The sequence below is a fragment of the Bradyrhizobium sp. CCGE-LA001 genome, from assembly GCF_000296215.2.
Taxonomy (GTDB): Bacteria; Pseudomonadota; Alphaproteobacteria; order Rhizobiales; family Xanthobacteraceae; genus Bradyrhizobium.
The window spans coordinates 4585793-4603365 of the sequence record NZ_CP013949.1 but is presented as its reverse complement, the minus strand read 5'-3'; the positions used below and the strand labels follow the sequence as shown (position 1 = coordinate 4603365).

General features: G+C 63.3%; 19 protein-coding genes and 1 tRNA gene. 12 read left to right on the top strand and 8 right to left on the bottom strand.

All coding sequences use genetic code 11. The features are described from left to right. Positions 1–21 precede the first annotated feature (21 nt). From BCCGELA001_RS21330 to BCCGELA001_RS21305, 5 genes are all read left to right on the top strand, one after another. The gene (locus tag BCCGELA001_RS21330; protein ID WP_193409731.1) at positions 22–363 is read left to right on the top strand and encodes an integration host factor subunit alpha; all 342 of its coding nucleotides are present in this window, start codon (positions 22–24) and stop codon (positions 361–363) included. A 24-nt stretch (positions 364–387) separates the two neighbouring features. Beyond that, positions 388–966: a MerR family transcriptional regulator gene (locus tag BCCGELA001_RS21325; RefSeq protein WP_060736245.1), complete on the top strand. Its 579-nt coding sequence runs from the start codon at positions 388–390 to the stop codon at positions 964–966. 113 nt (positions 967–1079) lie between these two features. Continuing rightward, positions 1080–1157: transfer RNA gene (locus BCCGELA001_RS21320), tRNA-Pro, on the top strand. Between the two features lie 237 nt (positions 1158–1394). After that, on the top strand, positions 1395–1763 hold the full coding sequence (locus BCCGELA001_RS21315; protein ID WP_008548112.1) for a hypothetical protein: 369 nt from the start codon (positions 1395–1397) through the stop codon (positions 1761–1763). Positions 1764–2480: 717 nt separating this feature from the next. Then, positions 2481–2924 carry a DUF421 domain-containing protein gene (locus tag BCCGELA001_RS21305; RefSeq protein ID WP_236840726.1) on the top strand — a complete coding sequence of 148 codons (444 nt, stop codon included), beginning with the start codon at positions 2481–2483 and terminating at the stop codon, positions 2922–2924. 211 nt (positions 2925–3135) lie between these two features. Here BCCGELA001_RS21305 and BCCGELA001_RS38440 read toward each other — a convergent pair whose 3' ends face one another. Both BCCGELA001_RS38440 and BCCGELA001_RS21295 read right to left on the bottom strand, forming a co-directional pair. Beyond that, entirely contained in the window at positions 3136–3642 is a 507-nt protein-coding gene (locus BCCGELA001_RS38440; RefSeq protein WP_236840725.1) for a septal ring lytic transglycosylase RlpA family protein, read from the bottom strand. Between the two features lie 208 nt (positions 3643–3850). Further along, positions 3851–4522 carry a TetR/AcrR family transcriptional regulator gene (locus BCCGELA001_RS21295; RefSeq protein ID WP_236840724.1) on the bottom strand — a complete coding sequence of 224 codons (672 nt, stop codon included), beginning with the start codon at positions 4520–4522 and terminating at the stop codon, positions 3851–3853. A 76-nt stretch (positions 4523–4598) separates the two neighbouring features. On the opposite strand from BCCGELA001_RS21295, the gene BCCGELA001_RS21290 reads away from it, so the two are divergent. Further along, a complete protein-coding gene (locus tag BCCGELA001_RS21290) occupies positions 4599–5564 on the top strand; it encodes an alpha/beta fold hydrolase (RefSeq protein WP_060736244.1) in 966 nt (321 codons plus the stop codon). Positions 5565–5678: 114 nt separating this feature from the next. Here BCCGELA001_RS21290 and BCCGELA001_RS21285 read toward each other — a convergent pair whose 3' ends face one another. Then, a complete protein-coding gene (locus BCCGELA001_RS21285; RefSeq protein WP_231088410.1) occupies positions 5679–5846 on the bottom strand; it encodes a hypothetical protein in 168 nt (55 codons plus the stop codon). 310 nt (positions 5847–6156) lie between these two features. Here BCCGELA001_RS21285 and BCCGELA001_RS21280 point away from each other — a divergent pair, with 310 nt between their 5' ends. Beyond that, complete coding sequence (locus BCCGELA001_RS21280; RefSeq protein WP_060736243.1) at positions 6157–7128, top strand: SDR family NAD(P)-dependent oxidoreductase; 972 nt, start codon at positions 6157–6159, stop codon at positions 7126–7128. A 239-nt stretch (positions 7129–7367) separates the two neighbouring features. Next, positions 7368–8477 (top strand): alpha/beta hydrolase family protein, encoded by a 1110-nt coding sequence (locus BCCGELA001_RS21275; RefSeq protein ID WP_060736242.1) that lies wholly within the window; start codon positions 7368–7370, stop codon positions 8475–8477. Positions 8478–8498: 21 nt separating this feature from the next. Here the strand turns inward: BCCGELA001_RS21275 and BCCGELA001_RS21270 are convergent, their stop codons facing one another. Then, on the bottom strand, positions 8499–9005 hold the full coding sequence (locus tag BCCGELA001_RS21270; protein WP_008548086.1) for a MarR family winged helix-turn-helix transcriptional regulator: 507 nt from the start codon (positions 9003–9005) through the stop codon (positions 8499–8501). 405 nt (positions 9006–9410) lie between these two features. Between BCCGELA001_RS21270 and BCCGELA001_RS21265 the strand changes: the two genes are divergently transcribed. Then, on the top strand, positions 9411–10967 hold the full coding sequence (locus BCCGELA001_RS21265; RefSeq protein ID WP_060736241.1) for a porin: 1557 nt from the start codon (positions 9411–9413) through the stop codon (positions 10965–10967). A gap of 272 nt (positions 10968–11239) precedes the next feature. Here the strand turns inward: BCCGELA001_RS21265 and BCCGELA001_RS21260 are convergent, their stop codons facing one another. From BCCGELA001_RS21260 to BCCGELA001_RS21250, 3 genes are all read right to left on the bottom strand, one after another. Then, positions 11240–11767, bottom strand: a complete 528-nt coding sequence (locus BCCGELA001_RS21260) for a GcrA family cell cycle regulator (RefSeq protein ID WP_060736240.1) — start codon at positions 11765–11767, stop codon at positions 11240–11242. Between the two features lie 75 nt (positions 11768–11842). Then, positions 11843–12040 (bottom strand): hypothetical protein, encoded by a 198-nt coding sequence (locus BCCGELA001_RS21255; RefSeq protein WP_007603456.1) that lies wholly within the window; start codon positions 12038–12040, stop codon positions 11843–11845. Between the two features lie 201 nt (positions 12041–12241). Then, on the bottom strand, positions 12242–13183 hold the full coding sequence (locus tag BCCGELA001_RS21250; RefSeq protein ID WP_060736239.1) for an acetamidase/formamidase family protein: 942 nt from the start codon (positions 13181–13183) through the stop codon (positions 12242–12244). A gap of 168 nt (positions 13184–13351) precedes the next feature. Between BCCGELA001_RS21250 and BCCGELA001_RS21245 the strand changes: the two genes are divergently transcribed. The 3 genes from BCCGELA001_RS21245 to BCCGELA001_RS21235 are packed head-to-tail and all read left to right on the top strand — an operon-like array spanning position 13352 to position 16145. Continuing rightward, positions 13352–14119, top strand: coding sequence for a YdcF family protein (locus BCCGELA001_RS21245; RefSeq protein WP_060737762.1), 768 nt, complete (start codon positions 13352–13354; stop codon positions 14117–14119). Between the two features lie 55 nt (positions 14120–14174). Further along, positions 14175–14957, top strand: coding sequence for a DUF169 domain-containing protein (locus BCCGELA001_RS21240; RefSeq protein ID WP_008548035.1), 783 nt, complete (start codon positions 14175–14177; stop codon positions 14955–14957). Positions 14958–14966: 9 nt separating this feature from the next. After that, positions 14967–16145 (top strand): saccharopine dehydrogenase family protein, encoded by a 1179-nt coding sequence (locus BCCGELA001_RS21235; protein WP_060736238.1) that lies wholly within the window; start codon positions 14967–14969, stop codon positions 16143–16145. A gap of 126 nt (positions 16146–16271) precedes the next feature. Here BCCGELA001_RS21235 and BCCGELA001_RS21230 read toward each other — a convergent pair whose 3' ends face one another. Continuing rightward, the gene (locus BCCGELA001_RS21230) at positions 16272–17468 is read right to left on the bottom strand and encodes an FAD-dependent monooxygenase (protein WP_060736237.1); all 1197 of its coding nucleotides are present in this window, start codon (positions 17466–17468) and stop codon (positions 16272–16274) included. Positions 17469–17573 lie beyond the last annotated feature (105 nt).

The window sequence follows — 17573 nt, the reverse complement described above, 5'->3', positions numbered from 1 at the left end:
GCCGTGATGTGGGGCAGGGCGATGACCGATCAAAGCAAAACCGTAACGCGTGTTGATCTCTGCGAAGCCGTCTACCAGAAGGTGGGCCTGTCGCGCACAGAATCGTCCGCCTTCGTGGAACTCGTGCTGAAGGAGATCACCGACTGCCTTGAGAAGGGCGAGACGGTGAAATTGTCCTCGTTCGGCTCCTTCATGGTGCGCAAGAAGGGCCAGCGCATCGGCCGCAACCCGAAGACCGGCACCGAGGTGCCGATCTCGCCGCGGCGCGTCATGGTGTTCAAGCCGTCGGCGATCCTGAAGCAGCGGATCAACACCCAGCACCGCACCAATGGCGATGCCACCAAGGCTCAACCCGAGGCGTAACCGCCTTTCGGAAAGGACTGGCATTTGGACAAGGCGCCGGATGCGTTCCGAACCATCAGCGAAGTAGCGCAGGAGCTCGACATTCCGCAGCACGTGCTGCGGTTCTGGGAGACCCGCTTCGCCCAGATCAAGCCGATGAAGCGCAGCGGCGGCCGCCGCTACTATCGCCCCGACGACGTCGACCTGCTCAAGGGCATCCGCCGCCTCCTGTACGGCGAGGGCTATACCATCCGCGGCGTGCAGCGGATCCTGAAAGAGCACGGCGTCAAATCGGTGCAGGGCCTCGCCGACAGCGCGGCCGCGGTCTCCTTCGGCGCCATCGAGGACGCCATCGGCGCGAGCCTGATGGAGCCCGAGGACGAGGCGCCCATCAAGGGCGTCACCGACACCGACGATGACGATTATCAGGGCGACGAGGAGGAAGGCATCGACTTCCGCTTCGCCGAGATCGACGACGAGGAGATCCTCACCACCTTCCGCAAGGGCAGCGCCCCCGCTGCACCCGCCGGCCCCAGCGCACTTGACCGGGAGCGGCTGGGACGGGCGCTCGCCGACCTCGTGGCCTGCCGGGAGATGCTGGAGCAGGCGCTGAAGGACGGGTAGGGGCGGCTTTCCGCCGGCTTGGCGGGCAGTTCCGGCCCGCTTTGGGCGGATACACCAAAATGCTGCGGCCTCGCCTTGCGCATCGCGGCGATCCTAGCTAATGGAACGGCATTCGGAGCGTGGCGCAGCCCGGTTAGCGCACTAGTCTGGGAGACTAGGGGTCGGAGGTTCAAATCCTCTCGCTCCGACCATTTTTCCAAAACATCTGTCGGGTGGATCGACCGGGGGCGGGGAAGCCTGCTCCGGCCGGGATACGCGCGCGGCTATCAGCGGTGAAGCGCTGTTTCGGGGGCGACAAACCACACTGCCCGAAAACAACCCCATGCACAGTAGCGATGTCATTGACGGAATGTCGTTTTTCCGAAGCGCTTTGATCCGTCGGGCAAAACAGGCCTATGGTGTCATCGTGCCAGCCTGCGGGATGAGGAATGGATCGGATCGCTCTGCTCTGCACGTTCGTGCTGATCGCGTCGTCTGCGTTGGCTGGTGAGGGGCTAAAAGATCGAGAAGCTGATCGCCTCATGCAGATCATTCGCGACGAGATCGCGCGCGAGGATTGTCTGTGGCGAGAGAGCCTGGCGCAGTTGTCCAGTCAAACTCCAGACGAGCAGCAGAAGACCGCCGGGCTCGTTGCTCATGTCTGCAGCCAGAAGAACAGGGAGCAGATCGTCCAGGGAGCGACGACGGAGGATCTCGTCAGGCACGAGGCCGCGGCGTACGATCAACTCTGGGCGCGGGAGAGGGCGATCGAAATTGGACGGCAGATCTGCGAACTCAAGGAGCGCGGGCACCGCTGAGATTTGGATGGATCGTCATCGCGCTATGCTGTTGTTTTCTCCGGAAAGCCGCTGCGCATGTGACAGATCGTTCTGTTTCGAAGGTTCCGGCCCGGCGGTCGCGCGGGATCGCCGCATGCCGCCGCGGCTGCAATCGGTCGCACCTGACTTAGGAACGAGGTGCGAAGACCTCCGTTGGCAAGCATCCTTAACGGAGGAAACACTATGAGAGTTGCGAAAATTACGCTGGCAGCAGCATTCATTCTCGGTTCGATCGCCGCGGCGACGGCACAAGGCGCTGGCGGAGCTGGCGGCGGAGGCGCCGGAGGAGCGGGTGGTGCAGGGGCAGGAGCAGGAGCAGGCGCTGGAGCCGGTGGAGGCTCCGGCAGCGGCTCCGCAGGCGGCGCTGGAGGAACCGGAGGTGGCGGTGACTCACCCGCGGCCACGACTGGTCAGGGAGCCTCGAGCAGCCCGAGTTCAGCCAATCCTGGTGCAACGATGAACGATCCGAAATCGAAGGGACGCTAACTCCCGGAGGCTCGCCACTCACCCGGAGTGGCGAGCCTTTTCTCGTTTTCAGTTCCAGCTCCGCACTTCGCCTGAGCTTCGATGCGAAGACGTCTTCCTGTCGCGTTCTCAGTGATGCTGATGGCGTGATAGCAGGACGCTTTCATCTTGTGCGAGGGCAACATGTTTCAGATACCGTGGAACGAGATCTTCGTCCCGACGCATTCCGTCATGGAAATGATCGTCCGGGGCACCATCATGTATCTCGGCATCTTCACGCTGATGCGCTTCATTCTGAAGCGGCAGACCGGCGGTCTCAGCATTCCCGATTTGCTTCTCGTCGTCCTTCTGGCGGACGCGGCTCAAAATGGCATGGCGGGTGAATACCGCTCGATCACGGAAGGTATCGTGCTCGTTGCCACGATCATCTTCTGGAATCTTGCCATCGATTGGGTCGGGTATCACGTGCCTTTCGTGGAGCGGCTTGCTCGGCCCGCGCCGCTCCTTCTCATCAAGAACGGGCAGGTCCTTCGACGCCACATGCGGCAGGAGCTGGTGACGATGGATGAGTTGATGAGCAAGCTTCGCGAAGAGGGCATAGCGAGCCCCTCGGACGTGGTGGAGGCGTATATTGAAGGCGACGGCAATATCAGCGTGAAGAAGAAGGAAGCCTGACGTCTGCTTCTGGCCGGCCGAAACGACCGGCACAGCGGAGCATCGACGATGGACTACTCGTCATGCGACAGCCGGTTTCCATAAAGGCACGCTAAGGATTGTTGTGCGCGACCGCCTTCATCGCGTTGACGCAGATGAAGGCGGTGAGCCTTGAGGGCCATATCCACAATAGTGTCGGCTATCAGTGTCTCGGCGCTCCAAAAGTCATCCGCTACAACACTTCGGCATGGACGTGAGCTACGCCGCGATCCGTGATCCCCAAGCTGCGCGCGGCAGCGAGCGAGAGATCGAGGACGCGACCACGAATGAACGGGCCTCGGTCATTGATCGTGACGATGACGCTGTTTCCGCCATGGGTCACGCGGACTTTGGTGCCGAACGGCAGGCTGCGATGCGCTGCTGTCAGGTGATTGCGATTGAACGACGAACCGCTCGCCGTCTTGCCTTTGGAATACGAATAATAGGAGGCCTTCCCCGAAAAGACTCGATTGAAGGATCGCATGCCCGAGCCATCAGCCGATGGTTCTTGTTTGCTTGGAGGTAGAGTCTCCGGTTGATCCTTCTTGGTCTGTTCGAGCCTCTCAGGCGCCGGCGCTGCGTCAGCTTTCGGAATGATGGACCATCGGTCAAGAAAATCTTGTGCTGCAGCAGAGTCCGCGTTCAATCCGATCCAAGCAGGTACTGTCGCAATCGCTACCATTCTGACGAGAAGATGCATTGTCGACCTCATGAACAAAATTGAAGATCACGCCGACAATGCAGGCTCATGAGGCGGTGTTCCCTAGCACGCTCAAAACGGTGATTGCATACCGACCTCGCGAGAAAGAGCGTCCCGCTTTCACTTATCTCAAATGATACGCTATTTAATTATGCCAAAAATTAAATAATTAAATAGTTAAATGCAGGCGCCTTGGCCTGGCGCCGGCCTACCTCAAGTACCTCACCACCATCCGCGTGGTCTCGTCCACCAACGTCCGCACCATCTTCTCCGACAGCATCTCCGCCCCGCTCAGTACGGTGTTGTGCGCGACGGCCTCGATCGCGCTGACGCAGACGAAGGCGGCGAGGTCGGGGTCGATCCTGCGCATCTGCTTGCGGTGACGTTCGAGATAGGCGCGCACGAGGGCGTGGACTTCGCGGTTTGAAGCTTCGACGTCTTTGAGCTGACCGATGCGCGGGATCTGCTCGGCGAGGATGCGGTGCAGATCGGGGTCGATGTGGTGAGCTTCGATCGCGACCGTGACGAGGCGACGCACGGCTTTCTCGATCGGCATGTCCGCGACCTCTGCGAAGGCGGCGCGGACGATCGTCATGATCTCGTCGTTGTGCCGCTCGATCACGGCGGCGACGAGGGCTTCCTTGCTGGGAAAATATTGGTAGAGCGAGCCGACGCTGACGCCGGCGATCTCGGCGATGCGGTTGGTGCTGGCTTTCTCGAAACCTTCGCGGACCAGAATGCGAGCGGTGGCTCGACCAACGCGTCGACGGTGGCGCGCGATCGTGCTTGCGAGGCATTTTTCCGCGGATTTGTCGGCGGTTTGCGCGCCATGGACTTGCGCTCCAGAATGCGAGTAGGAAAAGCGAGCGAATGCTCGCATTATATCCGCGGTTGGCGGCCTTTCGGCAAGCCTCTTGATCGCCATATGACTGCCGAGCCAGGCGGAGAACGGACCCATGAGCGTTGCAAGACTTGTGTCGGCGTTGCAGTTCTGCCCGAGCTTCTGTGTGCAGCGAAGCCGCGATCCCGCGCCGAGCCTGCAAAGCCGCGCCTTCAACCTCTTGCTGCAACAGCTGCCGTACAAGGAGCAGCTCGCATCGGCCGAGGCGGTGCAGGCGGGCGTGCAGAAGCTCGCCTTGGCGCCGGCCTCGTTCGAGCCGACGGGGCTCGGCCGTGACGTCGAGCTAATCCTCACCAAGATGGGCGGATGGCCAGTGTATTATACCGCGCCGTCATCCGGCCATGAGGGCTGCAACTACGTCATGTTCCTGCATGGCGGCGGCTACATCAACGAGATCGCGCCGGCGCATTGGCGCTTCGTCGCGCAGATGACGCGCAAGGCGCGAGTCTATTGCGTCGTGCCGGTCTATCCACTGGCGCCGCGCGCGACCGCGAAGGACGTGGTGCCGGCGACGGCCGAGCTGCTCAGGATGCTGCTTGAAGATGCAGGTGACGCCAAGGTTACGGTGGTCGGAAATTCCGCCGGCGCGGGCCTTGCGCTCGCCGCGTGCCAGTGGCTGCGCGATCACGGCCATCGGCAGCCGAGCCGGATGGTGCTGATCTCGCCGGCGGCCGATGCCTCGGTCAGCCGCCCGGAGCAGGTGGCGATCGCCGCGCGCGATCCGATCCAGGACATTCCGGGGATCGTCGAGGCGGGACGGCTCTATGCCGGCGGGCTCGACATCGGCCATCCCTTTGTCAGTCCGCTGAACGGCGCCTTCCGCGCGCTCGCGCCGATGACGATCTTCTCAGGGACGCGCGATCTTCTGTATCCGGACAGCGTCGATCTGGCCGAGAAAGCCAGGACGGTAGGCGTGCCGGTCGAGCTGCATCTGCTGCGCGATCAGCCGCACAATTACGCGCTGATGCCGACGCCGGAAGGGCGGCGCGCGCGTGCGGTAATCTTGCGGGCGGTGGCTTGAGGGAAAGGCGATCATTGTCAGGGAGCGCAGCGGCAGAATGAGGCCGGCGCTAAGCCCATGCGGAGGGAGACGGGCGCCTCCGGGCGTTTCCTCGACGTCGTAGTTCTGCGGGCCTTAGGCGTGGCCCTTGATCTCGTAATGGCCCGGCACGCATTTGTAGCGCTCGAGGCGCCAATTGGCGTGATAGATCGGATGCTCACCCATCCATTTTGCAAGCGGGGCCTGTGCGCCGATCGCACATTGCATCATCGACATTTCGGGCGTCATGTTGCTGTCGGTCACGATTTCTTCGACGCAACTGCCTGAACTGGCTGCACTAAGCCGGCATAGCACGGCAACGACGGTCACGAACATTCCAGTCACCTCATCGGTTGTTTCTGACCACGACAAGGATGCAAGCGGAGTGCCAGAGCCCGTGACACGCAACCGCCGGGCAAATACGGGGATAGTCCGCGGCCCGAAATAAGCGACGTCGAATGATCGCGCCAAGGCGCTTTTACCTACCAATGCGGCGCTGCTACATTTTGCGATGGTGCCCACAGCGCGGGCAGCTCCGAAGAAACATACCGATAAGGGGAGGGACCGAAGTCCCATGAAGGATTTTGCTGGAAAGATCGCGGTCATCACCGGCGGCGGCACGGGAATGGGGCGCGAGCTCGCGCGGCAGCTGGTCGCCGAAGGCTGCAATGTCGCGATGTGCGACGTTTCGGAAGCCGCGATGGCGGAGACCAGGCGGCTGTGCGAGGCCGAGAAGCTGCCGCAGGGCCTGCGCGTCACGACGCATGTTGCCGATGTCGCGATCGAGGATCACCTGAAGCGTTTTCGCGACGAGCTCGCCGAGCAGCAGAAGACGGACCGCATCCATCTGTTGTTCAACAATGCCGGCATCGGCGGCGGCGGCAGCCTGTTCACCAACACGCGCGAGCAGTGGGAGCGCACCTTCAACATCTGCTGGGGCGGCGTCTATCTCGGCGTGCGCACCTTCCTGCCGATGCTGGTCGCAGCCGACGAGGCTCACATCGTCAACACGGCGAGCGTCAACGGCTTCTGGGCCTCGATCGGGATGAACCAGGCGCACACCGCCTACAGCTCGGCGAAGTTCGCGGTGAAGGGATTTACGGAAGCGCTGATCAACGACCTCCGCCTGCACGCGCCGCACGTCAAATGCTCGGTGGTGATGCCGGGCCACATCGGCACCTCCATCGTCTCCAATTCGCGCAAGGTGCAGAGCGGCGACGGGTCGGAGAAGCTCAATGCCGACGAGGTCGCGCTGACGCGCCGGCGCATGGTCGCGGCCGGCGTGCCGGATGCCGACAAGATGTCGGACGATGATATCCAGGCGGCCTTTGCCGAGCGCGCCCGCAGCTTCCTCGAGGACGCGCCCACGTCGGCGGCACAGGCCGCCAAGATCATCCTCGACGGGGTTAAGACGGAGCGTTGGCGGATTCTCGTCGGGGATGACGCCAGGCTACTCGACGAGCGCGTGCGCGCCGCGCCGGAGCAGGCCTACGACCGCGCCTTCTACGAAAGTTTTACGCAGGAGGTCGGCTGGCGGCTCGGCTGAGCAGTGCGCGGATGTAAGTATGATCACCGTCATGGCAAGAGGTGTGCCGACAATATCGCGTGCCACCTCTTGCCAATGTTCGGCACCTCATGCCGAATTGGAATGTCACGCATGCGAGGCGTCGCTACGTTCAAGCGATGGTGATCTCGAGCGGGTCTCATTTGACGCACGCCAGCTTGGTTGATGAACCCAAATGGTCTAGTCAAGCAGGGGTAACGCGACGATAGAGCGTAGCTTCGATGATACCCGCATGCCTCTCCGACGACTGGACCCTTTGCCCGGAGCGAGAGGACATCTCCGCTGAATTCACGCGGCTCCTCACCGCGGCGCAGGAGGGCGGCGCCACCATCGCCGAATGCCTGATGATCGCGCGGCAGCTGAAACGGGGCGACGACCAATCCTGGCATCGCGAGTGGAAGAAGCTGGCGCAGGCCAATCGCCATCGCGCCGAGGCCGCCTTTGCCGAGGGCCACATGGCAACGGCCCAGCGCAACTGGCTGCGCGCGATGAACTATTATGGTGCCGCGGCGATGCCGCTCGATCCGTCCGACGAGCGCCGCTGGGTCGCTGTGCTCGCGATGCAGGAATGCGCCCGCCGCTATCTCTCCGCACGCAGCCCGGCCGGCGATGTCGTGACCATCCCCTGGCTCGACGGACACGCGCTGCAGGGCTACTTCCTGCCGGCGGCGCGGCGCGGGAGGGCCCCGACCGTGATCTGCATCGGCGAGCCCGGCCATCGCAAGGAGGAATTCCTGTTCAAGCTCGCGCCGCATGCGCGCGAGCGCGGCTTCTCCCTGCTGGCGCTCGACTTGTTCGGCGACCAGCGCGACGACCATCTCGACGTACTGTTGCGGCGGCGGGATCTCGAGAGTGCGATCCCATGCGTTATGGACTATCTGGAGATGCGCAGCGACGTCGATTTCGACCGCGTCGCGATCGTCGCGGACGGCTGGGGCTCGTCCTTCGTGGCACGCGCGGTGCTGCAGGAGCCGCGGCTCGCCGCCGCCGTCTGCGACGGCGGACTGTGGGACCTGCACGAGCGGGCCTTCTTCGCCAGCCGGTTCGCCGTGAGCGACGTAAGTATCGTGCCGGTGCCGCAGGCCCCGCTGATAGCGTCCAGCGCCGACTGCCCGGTGCTGATCACGCTCGGCGAGGACGGCTGGCTCAAGGCCGACCGCGCGCGTCAGCTCGTCAAGAACTCCAGGCTCGGAAGCTCGGACGTGATGCTGAAGGTGTTCACCGCAGCCGAGACCGGCGCGGCACAGGCGCATGCGGACAATCCGAGCCTTGCCAACGAATACATCTTCGACTGGCTGGAGTCGCGGCTCGGCGCCGCCGGGCGGATCTAGGCGCTCTGCCTTCCGCTCGCGTCAGAAGTCGAGCGTAAGCCGGACGCAGGCCTTTTCCAGGCGGGTCTTCAACGTGGCGAGCTTGGTGGTGAATTCCGTCAGCTCGTGCTCGTCGAACTCCTGGAAGACGAACTCCTTGATGGTCTTGTACTGGTCGTTGAGGCTGGCGAGGTGCTTCTGCGTCTTCTCGGTCAGGGACAGCCGGACCACCCTTGCGTCGGTCGGCGAAGGGCGGCGGCGCAACAGGCCCTTCTTCTCGAGCAGCTTGGACTGCGTGGTCACGAAGGACGGATCGACGTGCAGCAGCTTGGAGACGACGTTGACCGGAATGCCGTCGTCCTTGTCGAGGTCGGAGATGGCCATCAGGATCAGCCATTGCGGGCCGCTGATGCCGAGCGTCCTCGCCCAGAACTGACGCAGCTCCTCCAGATACATGTTGATCGACGAGATCTCCCAGGTGAATCGCCTGATGACATCCAGATTGCCGATCGAGCGCAGGCGCGCACCCTCTTTCCTCGTTGCGGACACAGCGTCACTCCCGTGAACTGATTCTTCGGGCCGAACTTCGTAGAAGGCCATAGTCCACGCAAGCCTGCTCTGACGCAAGTGCAGAGCTGCGTTATTTTGTCACTAAAATTACAAAGATGATCAGCTCAGCAGTCGGCTCGCCTTCGGTGTTGCGCGCGAGGCACAGGTTTACCGAAACCACAAAGCTGAGTTGATAAACTATTTTGATTAACGGAATGGCGCAGGCATATTGGTCCGTGACGGTGGGGGGTACTCGATCGTCCCGTTGCAGGTGGTTCGCTCTCGTCCCTCGCGTTCAAGCGGGTGTGTCCGGAAGCGCACAGCGGCCGAGCGGATTTGAAGAGACGGGGATCTGGGGGGCCTCACGGTCCGGTCTCCGAAAAATGAGCAACTTGGAGGTTTTAAATGAAAGTGGTGAAGAGCCTTTTGCTCGGCACTGCGGCGGGTCTGATCGCCGTGGGTGGAGCCCAGGCGGCCGATCTTCCGGTGAAGGCCAAGGCGGTCGAATACGTCAAGATCTGCTCGCTCTACGGTGCGGGCTTCTACTACATCCCGGGCAGCGACACCTGCATCAAGCTGGGCGGCTATCTGCGTGCCGAAGTGGCGCTCAACGCCGGCGGCAATTACAGCGCCCAGTACAACGGAGTCTTTGCCGCGAACAACCGCCTGACCAACTATTACTCGATGCGCGCTCGTGAAGATCTCAACATCGACACGCGCACCGCGACCGAGTACGGCGTGGTCCGCACCTATTTCGACGCGGTCTTCACCTGGACGACCGGCAACTATGTCGGCACCGGCTCGGGCACGGGCGGTACGCAGTACAGCGGTACCCTCGGCCTCAACGCCGCCGGCACCGGTCTCGTCGGCTCCAGCGGCGGCGCGGTCAACGGCACCGACGGCTCCATCTCCGGCGGCTCGCTCGGCGTCTACTACGCCTTCATTCAGTTCGCCGGCTTCACCATCGGTAAGTCGGTCTCGCAGTTCGACGCACCCTGGATCAACTATCCCGGCAACAACTTCGACCAGCTGGTCGGCGGCAGCGGCACCACCAATGGCGTCGCGCAGTTCACCTACACCGCCGATTTCGGGCAGGGCATCACGGCCGCGTTCTCGGCCCAGGATCAGACCCAGGTCTTCCAGACCAACATCTGGAACACTGCGGGCATGACCACCACCGGCGTCCTTGGCGGTGCCTACGGTTCGAACGATCTCGCCGGCAGCCGCTCGCCCGATCTGGTCGCGATGGTCCGCGTCGACCAGGCCTGGGGCCTGTTCCAGGCGTCGGTCGCTGCGCACGAGAACCATGTCGGCTATTACGGCGCAACCGAAACGACCGGTCATCCGGAAGACAAATGGGGCTGGGCCGTCCAGCTCGCGTTGGGCATCAAGAATATCCCGACCGGCGCAGGCGACGTAATCAACATCTCGGGCGTCTACACCGAGGGCGCGAGCCGCTACAACTTCCAGGAGCTGGCCGCGACCAGCTACTCGATGTTCGGCAGCTCGAACGCGGCCTATCAGAGCATCGGCTTCGCCGGCGTGTCCGACGCGGTGTTCGGTCCGGGCGGCCAGCTCGAGCTGACCAAGACCTACGGCTTCCGCGGCGCCTTCACCCACAACTGGAGCCCGTATTGGAACACCGCGCTCTACGGCGCGTGGGCCGCGGTCAACTACAGCGGCACGGCGAAGGGCCTGATCTGCGGCAGCGCCGCGTTCGCGACCCTGACGGGCACCTGCAACCCGGACTTCAACATCGGCCAGGTCGGTGTCATCACCCGCTGGACGCCGGTGAAGAACCTGACCTTCTCGGCCGACTTCACCTACAGCCATCTCGACCAGAAGTATTCGGGCACGATCACGCCCGGCGCGCAGACCGCCGTCGCCAAACCGGCGGCGACTTATGAGCTGAAGGACCAGGACACCTACAGCCTGCTGCTGCGCGCCCAGCGCAACTGGTAAGCTCGGTCTCTCCCGGACATGACGCAGGCCCCGGCGGTAAACCGCCGGGGCCTTTTTCATGATGAGAGCCCTTCGGAAATGCAGCATCTGGCCCGCAAGCAACGAAGACGAGCCATGCGATTCGATCGCTCTCAAACTTATTTACTTACCTGAGTTACTAAGCTATATAGCTCTCAGCCAAATACGAAAGTTGCGGCTCTTAGCTTCACGCTAAGCCTCCAGAAACCTCCGGTGATGCCCCGCCGGAGGTTTTTCGTTTCTGCTGTGGTGCTTCAGCCGCGCATGGCGCGAACGCGCGAGTTTGGCCTATAGGCGAGGCGGCTGTGGCCGACGCAATAGGACTGGCCATCGGGCGCGTTATTGCCGCAGAAGCAGAAATCGTCTTCGCCCGGCGATGAGATCGGCCAACGGCAGCGGTTCTCGGAGAGCTCCAGCAGCGAGCAGCGATTGGTCTCGTCGATCGGGCCCGTCACCACCGGCGCGTCGGTCTCGCCGTAGATCGTCGCGAGCATCTCGTATTGCAGGCGCGGGACGGCCCTCCGCGCGCGCCCCGGCGCCAGGCCGCGGTCGTGAGTCTTGCGGTCGTCGACGGTGCGGCCACGCGTCAGGTTCAAGCGGGACAGCTTGCCGATGACCGCATTGCGGCTGACGCCGATATCAGCGGCGATCTCGCGGCAGGAGAGGCCAGCCTCGAAATGTTGCCTCAGGAGCTCAATGCGTTCGTCAGTCCAAGTTGGTGAAGAAGTCTGTGCAGAAGCTTGTGCAGAAGTCTGTGAATAAGTCGGGGAAAGAGCAGGCATGTGTAGCGGTCCCAGGGTTGCAGATGTCGGCCATCCGCTTTTCCAAGATCCGTCCGCCTTGCCTCCGGCGTGCGCTCACGTTCTGCCGTTGTCGCGGATCGACAAGAGCCCGTCCTTGATGGCGAGACGGATTCCTTCCTCGATCAGGGTACGCGCGACGCCGGGAACGCTGGTGCCGTGGGTGCCCTGTCTCACCAGTTTCTCCAGATAGGTGATGGTCGAGAGCGCCAAGGTTACGGGAATACGGTCAGTCTCGGCTTTTTCGGTGGCCATGGCCCGAACGCTAGCCTCATACTCGGGTACATAAAAGTAACGATTAAGACTCTATTTAGGTTCAGGGCTGGAAGTCAAATACGAACTGATTTGCTCGCTCAGGCCATTGGAATCGCACGAGAAATCGGCACGGCGAAGCGCGCCGCGCGGGATAGCCGGCGGCGGTCTCTCGTCGACAGGTCAGGGAACGGCTTGGCCGGATCAGCCGTGCACGATCGCCTTTTCGATCATGCAATGGATGCCCTTGGCGCCGTTGACGGTCTGGGTCACCCTGAGATCGGCGGCCAGGCTGCACAACGTGTAGGCGTCCTCGCGCGACAGGTTTCGCCGCTCGCCGATAAGCGTGATCATGTCGCGCAGCGCGCGGACCACGCATTGATCGAGGTCGGGATCCATCGCCATGGTCATGTAGTGCGTCGCCGTCTCGGCGCGGGGATAGTCGAACTTGAGGTCCTTGTGCAGCGTCAGGCGGAAGCGGCCCCGAAGCGCAGTCTCGATCGCAGTGACGCAGACTTCGCCGTCGCCCTGCACGCCGTGGCCGTCGCCGCAGGAGAACAGCGCGCCTGGAACGAACACCGGCAGATACAGCGTCGCACCCGCGCCTAGCTCCTTGTTGTCGAGATTGCCGCCCATCGCGCGCGGGATCAGCGAGGAGATGCGGCCCCAGCTCGGGGGCGGCGACACGCCCATCACGCCGAAGAACGGCTTGAGGGGCAGGTCGAGGCCCCAAGGCATGCGGCCGACCATGCGCTTCTGATCAAGCGGGATGTTCAGGATACGCGTCTCGTGGAAATCGTCGGGCAGGGTGCCGGACAGCGGCTTGATCATGTTCCAGCCCCAATCCTGCCGGAGCTGAACGTCGAGGATCTCGACCGCGAGCACGTCGCCCGGCTCGGCGCCGTCGACCGCAATCGGACCGGTCAGGATGTGGCCGGGCAGCATGCGCTCGCTCCTGGCGTGAACCTCGTACATCTCCGGCGGAATGTGAAACTTGTCACGGTCGGGCAGCATGTCCGGACCGCCGCTGATGGTGTCGATGGTCACCTCGTCGCCGCTCGCGACGGTCAGGACGGGCTTGAGCGCGGCTTCGAAGAAGCCCCAATGACAGGTTTCGGGGCTGGAATGCAGGTGATGATGGGTCATTTGCCGCGTCCGGTTGGTTTGATCGGTCCCGGGCTTGACCCGGCGCTCGATCCTCTTCCAAGAAGATTTCCGAACAAGGCCGGGCCGGTCAAGCCCGCGCATGGCCGGCACGATTATTCCAGCGAGGCTCCCCTGTTTTTCGCTCTTTCCAAGACCATCGGAGTCGCGCTGCTGCCGATCAATCTGCTGGTCGAGCTTGGAATCCTGTCCGTCGTGCTGATGGCGACGCGCTTTGCCGCCTTCGGCCGCAAGCTTGCGGTGATCACGCTGGTCGTGCTGGCGCTCGCCGCGTTCTCGCCGCTCGGCAGTCTGTTGCTCTATCCGCTGGAATCGCGCTTTGCGCCTTGGGATCCCTCGCGCGGTGCGCCCGACGGCATCATCGTGCTCGGCGGCTCCGTCGACACCGACCTGTCGGCGGCGCATGGCACGCCTGTCGTCGCGCACGCCGCGGATCGTCTGTTCGCGCCGGCCGAGCTTGCCCGCCGCTATCCAAATGCACGTATCGTCTTCACCGGTGGCAATTCGAACCTGGTCTCCACGGAGGCGAGGGAAGCCGATTATTCCGCGCCGGTGCTGGAGAATATCGGCATCCCCAAGGAGCGCCTGATCCTCGAGCGCAACTCGCGCAACACCTGGGAGAATGCGATCTTCACCAAGCAACTCGTGTCGCCCAAGCCGGGCGAGCGCTGGCTCCTCGTCACCTCGGCCTTTCACATGCCGCGCTCGATGGGAATTTTCCGCAAGGCCGGCTTTGACGTCGAAGCCTATCCCGTGGATTGGCGCATGGGCGGCCGGGACGATCTCTTCTCCTTCACCAATTCGGGGGCAGACGGCCTTCGTCGAACCGACATCGCGGTGCGCGAGTGGATCGGTCTCGTGGCATACCGCCTGATGGGCAGGACCGACGAGTTGCTTCCTGGACCGGGCAAGGACTAAAACGAAGGCTGAAAAGCAAGAATGCGGCGCGCGATCGCCGGCCGGGAGGAACGCCATGCAGGAGACAAGCGCAGACAGGATTGATCTTGCCGGCCTCGTCGCCGATCTCAACAATCTGTTGCGGCTGAAGACCACAGTGATCGGCATGAAGCTGTTCGCGCGTGCCGCGGAGATGGAGGCGATCCCGAAAATCCGGCGGCCGAATGCGATCCACACCACCGACCAGATCGTCAGCATGGCCGCGCGTCTGGGATGGACCGTCGGCATCACGGCCGATGATCTCGTCGGCGCGCAGTGCCGCGCGGTGATCGGGCTTGCGCCGCAGGACGACAAATGGCTCGCCGGCGAAAATTATGTCGGCGTGTGGCACGGCACGGCGGAAGACGCACGCAAGCGGCAGGAGGCGCTGGACGTGGTGCCGTTCGGGCAGTATCAGGCGCTCGCCGTCAGTCCGCTCGCAAGCGGCCGGCTCGATCCGCCCGACATCTGCCTCGTCTACGCGACGCCGGGCCAGATGATCATCCTGATCAACGGGCTGCAATATACCGGCTACAAGAAGTTCGAATGGGGCGTCGTCGGCGAGACCGCTTGCGCGGATTCCTGGGGGCGGGCGCTCAGGAGCGGCGAGCCCAGCCTGTCCTTGCCATGCTATGCCGAACGGCGCTATGGCGGCGTGCCGGACGAGGAAATGCTGATGGCCCTGAAGCCGTCGCATCTCGCCAAGGCGATCGAGGGCATGAAGGCGCTGGCCAAAAACGGCCTGCGTTATCCGATCCCGCCCTATGGTATTCAAAGCGACGTCCGTGCCGGCATGGGCGTGAGCTACGCGAAGAAGTAAAGGCCGATCATGAGCTCTGCGAAATTCGACATCGTCGTCTATGGCGCGACCGGTTTCACCGGTCAGCTCGTCGCCGAATATCTGGCGGCGCATTACCAGGGCGACACGACGCTGAAATGGGCGATGGCGGGCCGCAGCCTCGACAAGCTGAAATCGGTGCGTGACGCCATCGGCGCGCCCGCGGAGACGCCGCTGATCGTGGCCGACGCGTCGGATGCGGCATCGCTGAAGGCGATGGTGGCGCAGACCAGATCGGTGATCACGACGGTCGGTCCGTATCAATTCTACGGCGAGGATCTGCTCGCGGCCTGCGTGGCCGGAGGCACCGACTATTTCGATCTCTGCGGCGAGCCGGTCTGGATGCGGCAGATGATCGACAAATACGCGGCGGCAGCCAAGGCGAGCGGCGCACGTATCGTGTTTTCGTGCGGCTATGATTCCGTGCCGTTCGAGCTCGGCACCTTCTTCGTGCAGGAAGAGGCGAGGCGCGTGTTCGGCGCGCCGGCGCCGCGCGTGAAGGGCCGCGTGCGCGACATGCGCGGTACGCTTTCGGGTGGCACCGCCGCGAGCGCGAAAGCGACCTTCGATGCGGTCGCCAAGGACCTTAGCCTCGTCGCCATTCTCAACGACCATTTCGCGCTGACACCCGGCTTCACCGGCCCGAAGCAGCCGAAGGGCAACAGGGCGGCTTACGAGGAAGACCTGCAATCCTGGGCCGCGCCGTTCATGATGGCGCTGATCAACACCCGTAACGTCCATCGCTCCAACATGCTGATGGGCTTTCCCTACGGCCGCGAATTCGTCTACGACGAGATGGTTCTGACCGGCCCCGGCGAGAAGGGCGAGGCCAACGCCAAGCGCGTGATGGCAGCCAATGCCGAGAAGACCGGCCCGAACGCGCCGAAGCCGGGCGAGGGGCCCTCGAAGGAAGAGCGCGAGAACGGCCTGTTCAATCTGCTCTATGTCGCGATCGCGCCCGACGGTCGGCAAGTCCGCGCCGGCGTCACCGGCGACCGCGATCCCGGCTACGGCTCGACCTCGAAGATGATCTCGGAATGCGCGATCTGCCTGCTGCGCGATGCCGCCGACGTTCCAGCCGGTTTCTGGACTCCGGGTGCGGCGATGCAGCACAAGCTGATCAAGCGGCTGCAGGACAATGCGGGGCTGACGTTCAGGGTGGAGAATTAGGCGCGGTCACTTTCCACAATGACGGTGTCATCGTCCGGCTTGACCGGACGATCCAGTATTCCAGAGCCGGCTGTGATTAAGCCGAGAGGCCGCGGTCAAGCCGGGGCATGACAGTGTTATTCTGGGCTACGCCACTCGCGCGTTATACGCGTACATGAAATCCATGCCCTTGGCGCCGAGCGGCAGCAGCCATTTCATCATCTGATTGCGAACCCATGCGCCGGTGGCGCTGAACTCGCGCTTGCTGTTGCCGTTGCGGCGGGCCATGGCGACGATCTTCTCGGTGCGCGGGCGGCGCTCGGCCTCGAAGGCCTGGAAGGTGGCGCCGAGCTCTTGCCCGTCCTGCATCAGGCGCGCGAGACGCATCGCATCTTCGAGCGCGAGCGAAGCGCCCTGGCCGGCATGAGGGCTGGTCGCGTGCGCGGCATCGCCGATCAGGAGCGAGCGCTTGCGCGACCAGGTCGGCAGGGTCGCGACATCGAGCGTATCGGTGACGACGATGTTCTCGGCCGCTTCGATGATGGCGGGAATCGGATCGTGCCAGCCGCGGTGGAAGTCGCGCAGATGCTGCTTCAGCGTGGCGTGATCGAGCGCGCGGAACGTCGCGGCATCCATGCCGTGCGCGGGCTGCGTGCTCCACCACATTACGCCGTCGTTGGGATCGGGACTGCAATGGCCGTAGCCGAAGAAGCCGCTCTGTCCGAACGTGGTCTCGACGTGCCGGCCAATCGGCCTGCCGTCGAGCACGGCATGCGGCACGAAGCCGCCGAAGCCGATCAGGCCGGTGTCGAACGGTTGCGGGCCATCCGGGATCACCTGGCGGCGCACGACAGAGTGGACGCCGTCAGCGCCGATCAGGAAGTCGCCTTCGGCCGTGGTGCCGTCGGCGAAATAGGCGATGATCAATTGGTCGCCGCGGTCCTCGACCTTGATCAGGCGCTTCTCGAAATAGAGCGAGACGCAGGCGCACCAAGCCTTGTCGATCAGGATCTCGTTCAGCGCGGCGCGGGAGATGTTGACGGCCGGCTGGCCGAAGCGCCGCTCCATGTCGCGGTTGATCGAGCCCAGCTTCTTGCCGCCTTGCGAATAGAAGTCGAAGGCCTCCGCGACCGAGCCGCGGCTGACCAGCTCCTGCGCAAGGCCGATCTCATCCACCACGTGCATGCCGTTCGGCGCGATCTGAAGGCCGCCACCAATGCCCTTGGAATAGGGCCAGGCCTCATAGATTGCGGATTCGATGCCGGCGCGGCGGAGCAGAATCGCGGCGACGGGCCCGGCGATGCCAGCGCCGATGATCAGGGCCTTTCGCGGGCGGATGGACATGGCTTGCTCCGGACGTTCCCGTGGTGCTAGGAGAAATTACGGTCGCTAAATATCTTAGTGACTAAGATATACATCGGATAAGAGAAGAGGTCGGCCTTGTCAAGG